The organism is Pseudomonas sp. AIG, from assembly GCF_977020205.1.
In genome coordinates this window covers 61398-73819 of record NZ_CDROCK010000019.1, presented here as the reverse complement: position 1 = coordinate 73819, position 12422 = coordinate 61398, and the positions used below count along the sequence as shown (strand labels likewise).

Genomic DNA, 12422 nt, shown 5'->3' with positions numbered 1-12422 from the left:
CGCCAGGCGCAGGGCGCGACACGCCTGCCGGATATCGCCATCGAAGGCTTGAGCTGGGTCTCGCACACCGCGCAGTTCGATCTGACGCTGGACACCTTTGAATCGGCCGATAACGTCTGGGCCGAGCTGACTTACGCCACCGACCTGTTCGACGCCGACACCATGGCGCGTTTCGCCCGCCACTGGAGCAACCTGTTGCAAGCGATCGTCGCCGATTGCGGGCAGCGCATTGCCGAGCTGCCATTGCAGGATCTGGCCGAGCGTGAGGCAACGTTGTTGCAGTGGAACCCGGCGGTGGTCGATTTCCACAGCGAACAATGCCTGCATCACTTGATCGAGGCGCAGGCGGCGCGAGCACCGCAAGCGATTGCCGTGACTTACGCCGGGCAATCGCTGAGCTACGGTGAGCTCAACAGCCGCGCCAACCAACTGGCACACAAGTTGATCGACAGCGGTGTCGGCCCGGACGTGCGCGTCGGTCTGGCGGTCGAGCGCAGCCTCGACATGCTGGTTGGCCTGCTGGCGATCCTCAAGGCCGGCGGCGCTTATGTGCCGCTGGATCCGAGCTATCCGGAAGAACGCCTGAGCTACATGATCGGCGACAGTGGCATTGGTCTGCTGTTGAGCCAAAGCCATTTGCTCGCGCGCCTGCCGGTACCCGATTCGGTCCGCAGCCTGATCCTCGATCAGGATCGCGAGGACTACAGCGACAGCAATCCGTCTGTGCGCATGAGCGCCGACAACCTGGCGTATGTGATCTACACCTCGGGTTCGACCGGTCAGCCGAAGGGCACTTTGCTCGCCCATCGCAACGTGCTGCGCCTGTTCGAAGCCACCGCTGCGTGGTTCGATTTCGGTGCACAGGACGTCTGGAGCCTGTTCCATTCCTACGCGTTCGACTTCTCCGTGTGGGAGATTTTCGGTGCGCTGTTGTACGGCGGCAAACTGGTGGTGGTGCCTTACGAGGTCAGCCGCTCGCCGGAAGATTTCTTTGCCTTGCTCGGCCGCGAAGGCATCACGGTGCTCAACCAGACGCCGTCGGCGTTCAAGCAATTGATGCAAGTGGCCTGCGCCCCGGAACACTCGGTGCAGCCCTTGGCATTGCGGCATGTGGTGTTCGGCGGTGAGGCGCTGGAGGTGAAAAGTCTGCGGCCGTGGTTCGAACGTTTCGGCGATCAAACGCCGCAACTGATCAACATGTATGGCATCACTGAAACCACCGTGCACGTGACCTACCGGCCGATCTCGTTGGCTGATTTGCAGCGTGACGCCAGCAGCCCGATCGGCGAGCCGGTTCCGGACCTGTCGTGGTATTTGCTCGACGGCGACCTGAACCCGGTGGCCAAGGGTTGCATCGGTGAGTTGTACGTCGGTCGCGCCGGTCTGGCGCGCGGTTACCTGAACCGTGCCGATCTGACGTCGTTGCGGTTCATTCCCGATCCGTTTGCCGCTGACGGCGGTCGCCTGTACCGCACCGGCGACCTGGCGCGCTACCGCGCCGACGGTGTGATCGAGTACATCGGGCGGATCGACCATCAGGTGAAGATTCGCGGCTTCCGTATCGAGTTGGGCGAGATTGAAGCGCAACTGCTCGAACAAGTCGCGGTGCGCCAGGCCGTGGTGCTGGCCCAACCGGGCCTGAGCGGTCAGCAACTGGTCGCGTATCTGGTGCCGAGCGAAGCGGCGTTACTTGACGCAAGCCCGGCTGAACAGGCGCAGTGGCGCGACAGCGTGCGTGCCGAACTCAAGGAAAACCTGCCGGATCACATGATCCCGGCGCACCTGTTGTTGCTTGCGCAATTGCCATTGACCGCCAACGGCAAACTCAACCGCAGCGCGTTGCCGTCCCCGGATGCCAGCCAGGCGCAGCAGGCTTATCAGGCGCCGCAAAGCGAGCTGGAACAACGCTTGGCCGCGATCTGGCAAGACGTGTTGAAGCTGCCGCAAGTGGGGCTTAACGATAACTTCTTTGAACTGGGTGGCGACTCGATCATCTCGATTCAGGTGGTCAGCCGTGCGCGTCAGGCCGGCATTCGCCTGAACCCGAAAGACCTGTTCCAGCACCAGACCATTCAACGTCTGGCGCTGGTCGCGCAGTGGGGCGATGACGAATCGAGCATCGACCAACAAGCGGTGACCGGCGCGGCGTTGCTGCTGCCGATTCAACAGCAGTTCTTTGAGGATGAAATTCCTGAGCGTCACCACTGGAACCAGTCGGTGCTGCTCACACCGCGCCAACCGCTGCACGCGGACAAAGTCGAACACGTGCTGCGTGCGCTGGTCGCTCATCACGACGCCCTGCGCTTGAGCTTCACCCGGCACAACGGTGCATGGCAGGCCGAGCACCGCGCGGTTGAAGATCAATCACAAAACCTGCTGTGGCAGGAAGACGTTGTCGATGCCGCCGGCCTTGAAGCCCTGGGCAACCGTGCCCAGCGCAGCCTCGATCTGCAAAACGGACCGTTGCTGCGTGCGACCGTGGCGACGCTGGCCGATGGCACCCAGCGGTTGCAGTTGGTGATTCATCACCTGGTGGTGGACGGTGTGTCGTGGCGGATTCTGCTGGAAGACCTGCAAAACGCGTATCAGCAATTGCTCGACGGCCAGCCACTGAAATTACCGTCGAAAACCAGTGCTTTCAAAGACTGGAGCGAGCACCTGCAGCGCTACGCCAACAGTGCAGCATTGCGGCAGGAGCTGGCGTACTGGCAGGCCTGTCTGAGTGACGTCAGCACCGATCTGCCGTGCAAGCGTGTGGACGCCGGCCAGCAAAATCGCCTGGCGCACACCGTGCAGACCCGACTGGATGCCGAGCTGACCCGCCAATTGCTGCAAGAAGCCCCGGCGGCCTATCGCACCCAGGTCAACGATTTACTGCTGACAGCACTGGCACGGGTCATTGGCCGTTGGAGCGGGCAGGCGTCGACGCTGATCCAGCTCGAAGGCCATGGTCGTGAAGAGCTGTTCGACGGGGTCGACCTGACGCGCACCGTCGGCTGGTTCACCAGTCTGTTCCCGGTGCGCCTGACGCCGGCCGCGACGACGCAGGACTCGATCAAACAGATCAAGGAACAACTGCGCTCGATCCCCGACAAAGGCATTGGTTTCGGCGCACTGCGTCACCTCGGTGATGCTCAGGCGCAGGAAAGTCTGCGTGCCTTGCCGAGCCCGCGCATCACCTTCAACTACCTCGGCCAGTTCGACGGCAGTTTCGCCAGTGATGACGGTGCGCTGTTTGTGCCTTCGCCGGACAATGCCGGCCTTGATCAGAGCGAAGAGGCGCCGCTGGGCAATTGGCTGACCCTCAACGGTCAGGTGTATGGCGGGGAGTTGCGCGTGGGCTGGACGTTCAGCACCGAGCGTTTCGACAGCGCGGTGATCGAAGCATTGGCCGAGGAGTACGCCGCAGAGCTGGCCGTGCTGATCCGCCACTGCCTGACGCCGGGCGTCGAAGGGCTGACGCCGTCGGACTTCCCGCTGGCCGGCCTGAACCAGGTGCAGCTCGATGCCTTGCCGGTCGTGCCGCGCCAGGTCGAGGACATTTATCCGTTGTCGCCGATGCAGCAGGGCATGCTGTTCCACACCCTGTACGAACAGCAATCGGGCGATTACATCAATCAGATGTGCGTGGCGGTTGATGGCCTGCAGGTCGAGCGTTTCCGCGACGCCTGGCAAGCCGCGATGGACAGCCATGACGTGCTGCGCAGCGGTTTCGTCTGGGAGGGGGGGCTGCAACGTCCGCTGCAAGTGGTGCACAAAGGCTTGCAGGTACCGTTCAGCGTGCTCGACTGGCGTGATCGCAACGATCTGCCTCAGGCCCTGCGTGAGCTGGAGCGTGCGCAACGTCTGCAAGGTTTCGATCTGCACGCTGCGCCGCTGCTGAGATTGGTGGTGGTGCAGGTCGCGACTGAGCGCTACCACCTGATTTACACGTCGCACCACATTCTGATGGATGGCTGGAGCAACTCGCAGTTGCTCGGCGAAGTACTGCAGCGCTATCACGGCCAGGCGCCGGTGATGGGGGCGGGCCGCTATCGCGACTACATCGAGTGGCTGGCGCAACAGGATGTACAGGTCACCGAGCACTTCTGGAAAGGCCAGTTGGCCGACTTCGACACACCGACGTATCTGGCCGATGCCGTGCCGCACGTCGCTGACGTGATGGTCGCAGGACAAGGCGAATACCTGCTGACGCTGGACAGCGCTGCGACGGCAGAACTCAACCGCTTTGCCCGTGCGCAAAAAGTCACGGTCAACACGCTGGTGCAAGCTGCGTGGTTGCTGCTGTTGCAACGTTACACCGGGCAGGACAGCGTCGCGTTCGGTGCCACCGTTTCGGGACGACCGGCGCAGTTGAGCGGTGTCGAAGGGCAGATCGGTCTGTTCATCAATACGCTGCCGATCATCGCCAGCCCGCGTGCCGAACAGCCATTGACGCAATGGTTGCAACAGGTGCAGGCACAGAACCTGTTGCTGCGCGAGCAGGAACACACGCCACTGTTCGACATCCAGCGTTGGGCGGGGCAGAGCGGTGAGGCACTGTTCGACAATATTCTGGTGTTCGAGAACTACCCGATTGCCGAGGCGTTGCAGCAAGCCGAATCGGCGGAGCTGCGCTTTGGCGAGGTTGATCGTTATGAGCAGACCAACTATGCAATGACGTTGATGGTCAATCTGGATCAGCAACTGAGCGTGCATTTCAGCTATCAGCACGCCAGTTTTGCTGCCGACACCGTGGTCAATCTGGCGACACAGTTGCAACAGCTCTTGAGCGGCATGAGCGCCAGTGCCGAAGGGCCCCTGGGCGACTGGAACATGCTGGGTGCGGCTGACGAGCAACACATGCTGCGTGACTGGAACCCGGCCGTGGCCGACTTCCCGAGCGAGGCGTGCCTGCATCAACTGATCGAAGCGCAAGCCGAGCGCGCGCCGCAAGCGATTGCCGTGACTTGTGCCGGGCAGACCCTGAGCTACGGCGAGCTCAACCGTCGCGCCAACCAAATGGCTCATCAGTTGATTGCCAGTGGCGTCGGGCCGGACGTGCGCGTCGGGCTGGCGGTGGAGCGCAGCCTGGACATGCTCGTGGGGTTGCTGGCCATTCTCAAGGCCGGTGGCGCGTATGTGCCGCTGGATCCGACCTACCCGGAAGATCGCCTGGCCTACATGATCGCTGACAGTGGCATTGGCCTGCTGCTGACCCAGCGTCATTTGCTCGGCCGCTTGCCGGTCCCGGACTCGGTGCACAGCCTGGTGCTCGATCAGGATCCAGCGCGTCTTCAAGGCTATAGCGAACGTAATCCACAGGTCCGCATGAGCCCGGATAACCTGGCGTATGTGATTTACACCTCGGGTTCCACGGGGCAGCCCAAAGGCACGTTGCTGGCTCATCACAACGTATTGCGTCTGTTCAAAGCCACTGATGCGTGGTTCGATTTCGGCGCACAGGATGTCTGGAGCCTGTTCCATTCCTTCGCGTTCGACTTCTCGGTATGGGAAATCTTCGGCGCGTTGCTGTACGGCGGCAAACTGGTGGTGGTGCCTTACGACGTCAGCCGCTCGCCGGAAGATTTCTTCACCTTGCTGAGCCGTGAAGGGGTCACCGTGCTCAACCAGACGCCGTCGGCGTTCAAGCAACTGATGGCGGTGGCGTGCGCGCCGGAACAGGCGGCGCAGACGTTGTCGCTACGTTACGTGGTGTTCGGTGGCGAGGCGCTGGAGGTCAGAAGCCTGCGCCCATGGTTCGAGCGTTTCGGCGACCAGGCGCCGCAACTGATCAATATGTACGGCATCACCGAAACCACCGTGCACGTGACCTACCGGCCGATCTCGCAGGCCGATTTGCAACGTGATGCCAGCAGTCCGATCGGCGAGCCGATTCCGGACCTGTCGTGGTACTTGCTCGATGGTGATCTGAACCCGGTCGCCAAGGGTTGCACCGGTGAGTTGTATGTCGGTCGCGCCGGGCTGGCGCGGGGCTATCTGAACCGTCCTGACCTGACCACGTTGCGCTTTATTCCCGATCCGTTCGCCGCTGATGGCGGTCGTCTGTACCGCACCGGTGACCTGGCGCGTTATCGCACCGATGGTGTCATCGAATACGTCGGGCGGATCGACCACCAAGTGAAGATTCGCGGCTTCCGTATCGAACTCGGCGAGATCGAAGCGCAACTGCTCGAGCAAACGGCCGTGCGCCAGGTTGTCGTGCTGGCGCAGCCGGGCCCGAGCGGTCAGCAACTGGTCGCCTGGCTGGTACCGGACGACGCGGCATTGCTCGACGCCAGCCCGGCCGAACAAGCCCTGTGGCGTGACCGCGTACGTACAGAACTCAAGGAAAACCTGCCCGATCACATGATTCCGGCGCACCTGTTGCTGCTGGCGCAACTGCCGTTGACCGCGAATGGAAAACTCAACCGCAAAGCCTTGCCGAGCGTTGATGCCTTTGTTTCGTCGGGAGACTTCGTGGCGCCGGTGGGTGAGCTGGAACAGCAGATCGCGGCGATCTGGCAGAACGTGCTGGAACTCGATCAGGTCGGCCGCGAGGATCATTTCTTCGAGTTGGGCGGGCACTCGCTGCTGGCCACGCAGGCGGTGTCGCGTTTGCGCCAGCTGACCACGGGGACGTTGAGCCTGCGTGATCTGTTCAACTATCCGCGCCTCAAGGATCTGGCGACATGGATGGCCCGGGAGCAGTCGCCCATCATCGACGGCTCGGCCAGCCATGCGGTGCCGCTGAAGGCATGGGGCAGCAAATCGACCGCGCCGCTGTCGCTGGTGCAACGGCGTTTGTGGGTGGCCGAGCAATTGTCTGGCGGCAGTTCGGCCTACGGCATGCCCCTGGCCCTGCGCTTGCGTGGCGAGTTGTCGGTGGAGCGTTTCATCAGCAGCTTCGCCGAGGTTGTGCGCCGTCATGAGGTATTGCGAACGGCGTACTCGCAGGATGACGAAGGTGATCCGATTGCGCTGATTGCCGAGCAGGTCGATGTCGACTTCCCGGTGCTCGACTTGTCCGGTCTGTCGCGCAGTGCCCAGGAAGAACAGGTCGCGCAGGCAGCGCTGGATAACGCGCGAACGCCGATCGATCTGGAGCAGGCGCCATTGTGGCGCGGGCGCATCCTGCATCTGTCACCGACCGAGCATGTGCTGCTGTTCTCCATGCATCACATCATTTCTGACGGTTGGTCGATGGGCGTACTGGTCAACGAACTGGTGCAGATCCATGAGTTGAGCAAGGCCGGTGACACCACGCCGTTGCCGGCGCTGGAGGTGCAATATTCCGACTTTGCCCTGTGGCAACAGGAACTGGAACGCCAAGGGATTCTCGGCCAGCAGGCGGTTTATTGGAGAGAGGCGCTCAGTGGCTACAGCGGGCAGCTCAACCTGCCGCTGGATACACCGCGCGGGCCGGTGGCGTCGTACGACGGTGATGCCGTGCAGTTCCGTCTGCCGACGGATTTGAGCCAGGCCTTGCGCAAGGTTGCCAGTGAGGCGGGGGTGACCTTGTACAGCACGCTGCTGGCGTCGTTCCAGGTGTTGTTGCATCAATTCAGTGGCGGCGACGACGTACTGGTCGGTGCGGACGTTGCCGGGCGCGAGCAGGCGCAGTTGGAGCAGTTGATCGGCTTCTTCGTCAATGTCTTGCCGCTGCGTTCACGCTTCTCGGCCGACACGGCGTTCTCGACATTCCTGGCGCGTACTCAGGACACCTTGCTCGGCGCGCTGGAGCATCAGGACCTGCCGCTGGACATGATCGTCGAATCCTCTGGCGTGCCGCGCCACAAGGGCATGAACCCGTTGGTGCAGGTGTTGTTCGTGATGAACAACCTGCCGGGTCGCACCCAGTCCATGGGCGGTTTGAGCGTCGAGCCGCTGGCGGCGCTGCAGAGCCATTCTAAATTCGACATGGCATTGTTCGTTGACGAAGAAGAAGGGCAATTGCTGGGTAATTGGCAATTCGCCACAACCTTGTTCGGACACGAGCGCATTCAGTACCTGGTGCAGGCCTGGATAGCCCTGTTGGAACAGATCGTCGCTGATCAGGACATTCAATTGGGAGCTATCAGCATGCCAGTCGACAATTTAGCAGTGGCCGCCAAACCCGCTGCCCCCGGACCCAAGGCCGACAAACTGGGCAAGTTCCTCAAGCGTGGCGCCACCCCGGTGGCCAAGGTTCGCCCAGCGCCGATCCGCGAATCGCTGATCGCTGCGCCGCAGCCGTTCCCACTGTTGATGGAGCCGAACGAGGCGCAGCTGGATTTGATTGAGTGGATCAAGCACAACCGGCCGCTGATCGAAGAAAAACTGGCGACCCACGCCGGCATTCTCTTCCGCGGTTTCGAACTCGACGGCATTCAGGGTTTTGAAGCGTTCGCCGAAGCGATCCAGCCGGGCCTGTACGGTCAGTACGGTGACCTGCCGAAGAAAGAGGGCGGCAAGAACACCTACCGCTCCACGCCGTACCCGGAACGCAAGATGATCCTGTTCCACAACGAGAGCTCGCACCAGGATCGCTGGCCGCGCAAGCAGATGTTCTATTGCGAGCAAGCGGCGCCGGTCGGCGGTGCAACGCCGGTAGTCGACTGCCGCTTGATGTACGAAAAACTGCCGGCGGACCTGCGTGACAAGTTCGAGTCCAAAGGTTTGCTGTATGTGCGCACCTTCACCGACAACCTCGACGTGTCGTGGCAGCACTTCTTCAAGACTGAAGACCGCGCCGAAGTCGAAGCCCGCTGCCGCGCTGGCGGTATCGAGTGGCGCTGGCTCGACAACAACGAACTGCAAACCCGCACACCGGGGCCGGCGATCATTCGTCACCCGGTCACCGGCGCCAAGTCATTCTTCAACCAGGTGCAGTTGCACCACATCTACTGGCTGGAGCCGGATGTGCGTGAAGACCTGCTGTCGATGTTCGGCGCCGAGCGCATGCCGCGTCACGTGTATTACGGCGACGGCACACCGATCGAAGATGAAGTGATGCAACGCATCGGCGAGCTGTATGAAGCGTGTGCCGTGCGGTTCGACTGGCAGAAGGGTGACGCCATTCTGCTCGACAACATGCTGGTGGCGCATGCCCGTGATCCGTTCGAGGGCCCGCGCAAGATTGTCGTCGCCATGGGTGACATGTACGACCACAGCAGCCTGGAGCGCCCGGCCAGCAACGCCCGGGCGGCACTGAACACCGAGGAAAGCGGCGCATGAGCGAAGTCATGAAGGACATGCAGGATCCGGGTTTCGCCCTGACGCCTGAGCAACAGGCGCTGCTTGAGCGCCTGTCGAACACCGCCACCTGTGGCGAGGCCTTGCGCTGGCTCAGCGTTGGCATTGACGGCGATCTTGATCCGCAACGTTTGCAGGCCGCGTTCGATACCGTGCTGGCACAACAGCCGATGCTGGTGGCGCGGCTGGACAAGGTCAGCGGTTTCCACGGTTTGCGCCAGGCAGCGGCCGACAGCGAACGCTTCCCGCTGACGATCCATGCCGGCGAGCAACGCGCCGAGGACGTTCAGGCGCACATCGGCGAATCGCTGGCGCGCGCCTTTGTCATCGGCGAATCCGCCAGTGTCCAGGCGGTGCTTTATCGGCTGGCGCCACAGCAATGGCAACTGCTGCTGGGCATTGCTCGCCACAGTGCCGACACGCGATCGTTGCACCTGGTGCTGGAGCAAGTGCAGCAAGCGTACGCCGGGGTTCAGCCAAGCGAAGACGACGAGTCGGGGGAATTCGCCCAGTATCTGGAATGGCGCAGTGAGGTGGTGCTCGACGAAGACGCTGCCAGCGCGCGTACCTACTGGCAGCAACACCTGCACGGCGTGCAGACGGACATCGCTTCGCCATGGCTGGCCGCTCGCCGCGCCGGCCTCGAAGTGAGTGCCGCCGATACGTGCGTATCGCTGGAACTGCAGTCGGCGCAGCGTGATGCTCTGCAAGCGCTGGCCGAGCAGCTCGGTCAGCCAGTCGCGACGTTGCTGCAAGCCGCGTGGTGGGTGTTGCTGGGGCGTTTGAGCGGGCTCGATCAGGTACTGGTCGGTCTGCGGCATGACAGCCGTGCTGACTATGAATATTTCGCCAACGCCGTGGGCGTGTTCGAGAAAACCTTGCCGCTGTCGCTGGAACTGCCTGGCGGTGCACGCTTCAGTGACTGGCTGGGGCAACTGGCGGCGCGCCTCGAAGAGCATCGCACCTGGCAGGAATACTGGACGCCGGAACTGGCGCCTGACGCAGCGCGCCCGGCTTACGGCTTCAGCCTTGGCCCGATCGGCGTTGCCGCCGGCAGCGGCGGTCTGCGCTGGGGCGCGGCTGACGCCGTGCAGGTGCAGGCGGACGCTTTCGAATGGTTGTTGCAGGTGCAACTGGACGGACACCAACGCCTTGCCGGCATTGGTCTGCAGTACGCCGCTTCGCGCTATTCGCCAGCGGCGGCCAACGCTGTACTGGAACAGTTCGGCGTGCTGTTGAGCGCGATTGTCGAGGCGCCGCACACCGCACTGGCGCAACTCAACTTGCTCAGTCGCGCCGCCGAACAGCGCTTGCTGGCGATCAACCCGCCGATACAGGCGCTGGCTGATCAGCGTTATCTGCCACAGCGCATCGCTGATCTGGCGCTGCGTACGCCGCACGCCATCGCCTTGACCGACGCTGAGCAGTCATTGAGCTACGGCCAGTTGCAGGCCCGCGTCGAAAGCGCCGCCCAGGGCCTGAACAATCAAGGTGTCAGCGCAGGCTCGATCATTGCGCTGGCGTTGCCACGCTCGGCGGATCTGGTGATCGCGATGCTGGCGAGCTGGCGCCTCGGTTGCGCGTATCTGCCGCTGGATGTGCAGTGGCCACAGGCGCGTCAGGCATTGATGCTGGAACAGGCCGGCGCCGCACTGTTGTTGACCGATGCAACACACGTGACGGCCTGGCAGGGTCAGTCGCACAAAGCCCTGACGCTGGCACAACTCGACGCGTCGGGCGTGCCGTTGCCGGTGCTTGCGACTCAAGGCACCGACATCGCTTACGTGCTGTTTACCTCCGGCTCTACCGGTGTGCCAAAAGGCGTGGTGATCGAGCATCGGCAATTGCTCAATTACGTCGCTCAGGCCAGTCAGGCGCTGGGTCTGGAGCCATGCAAAAACATCGGTTTCAGTTCTACGGTCGCGGCAGATCTGGGCAACACGGCGTTGTTCGGTGCGTTGTTCAATGGGGCCACTCTGCACGTCGCCAGCGATGCACAGATGCAAGACGGTGCCTTGTTCGCCGAGTTCCTGCAGCAGCATCAGATCGACTGCCTGAAAATCGTGCCGTCGCACCTTGCGGCGTTGCTCGACCATCAGCAGGCAACCTTGCCGCACACGCTGGTACTGGGCGGCGAACCGGTTGCGCCGACGCTGATCGAGCGCATTGCGCGACTGCGCAGTGATTGCCGGGTGTTCAACCACTATGGCCCGACCGAAGCCACCGTCGGCGTGATGATTCACCCACTGACACTGGACGGCACGGCCAGCGATTGCTCGGCGCTGAGCCACGTGCTGGGCAACAATCAGGTGTATGTGCTGGACGCTGATTTGCGTCTGGCGCCCGTCGGGGTGCTGGGCGAGTTGTACCTGGGCGGTGCGCAATTGTGCCGTGGCTACCTGAATGCCGAGGCCGATGCGCAGACGTTCATCCAGAGTCCATTCGATGCTGCGCAGCGTCTGTATCGCAGCGGAGATCTGGCACGTTACCGCGCCGACGGGGCGATCCAGTTGCACGGTCGGCGTGATCAGCAGGTCAAGGTGCGCGGGTTCCGTATCGAACTCGCGGAAATCGAAGCCGAGCTGCTGCGCCTGCCATCGGTTGCCGAAGCGCTGGTGCTGCCTGCCGTGTCGGCTGAACAGGGCCTGCTGGCGTTTATCGTGGCGCAACCGGATGCGACCGCGGGTCAGCTCGACATCGCACGTGCCGAGCTGAGTGCACGTCTGCCTGCCGTGATGGTGCCGCAGCACCTGCAACTGATCGAGCGTTTCCCACGGCTGGCCAACGGTAAGATTGATCGCAAGGCGCTGCAACAATTGGCCGCTACGGCAGCGGATGACGAAGGCGTAGCGCCGCGTGATGCACTTGAGCAACTGCTCGCCGCGCGCATGGCGCAACTGCTGGGGCTTGAACGCTTGAGCATCGAGCGCGACTTCTTCGCGGCCGGAGGCCATTCGCTGTTGGTGATCAAACTGGTGGCCGGTATTCGCAAGTTGCTGCAATGCGAAATCCACCCGGGCCTGGTCTTCGACCATCCGACCGTGGCGTCGCTGGCGCTGGCGTTGCGGGCGCTGGAAAGCAGCCCGGGGCAGTTGGAAAAACTGGCTCAGGTACGTCTGCGCATGGAAGCGATGAGTCCCGAGGAAAAGGCCCGTCTGACCGAGCAGGCGCGGCAGTTGCAGGCCGCCAAGGCTGCGCAAACAAGCTGA

2 protein-coding genes (1 of these 2 only partly in view) are annotated in these 12422 nt (G+C 62.6%); both read left to right on the top strand.

Translation table 11 applies throughout. The features are described 5' to 3' along the window. Window positions 1-9195, top strand: partial view of a non-ribosomal peptide synthase/polyketide synthase gene (locus ACWR1S_RS13420; protein ID WP_454563826.1) — the 3' portion only. The gene continues 4389 nt to the left of window position 1, outside the view; 9195 of the gene's 13584 nt are visible here — the last part of the coding sequence; the start codon falls outside the window, past its left edge; its stop codon occupies window positions 9193-9195. Beyond that, on the top strand, window positions 9192-12422 hold the full coding sequence (locus tag ACWR1S_RS13415; RefSeq protein ID WP_454563825.1) for a non-ribosomal peptide synthetase: 3231 nt from the start codon (window positions 9192-9194) through the stop codon (window positions 12420-12422). The genes ACWR1S_RS13420 and ACWR1S_RS13415 overlap by 4 nt, the downstream gene beginning before the upstream one ends.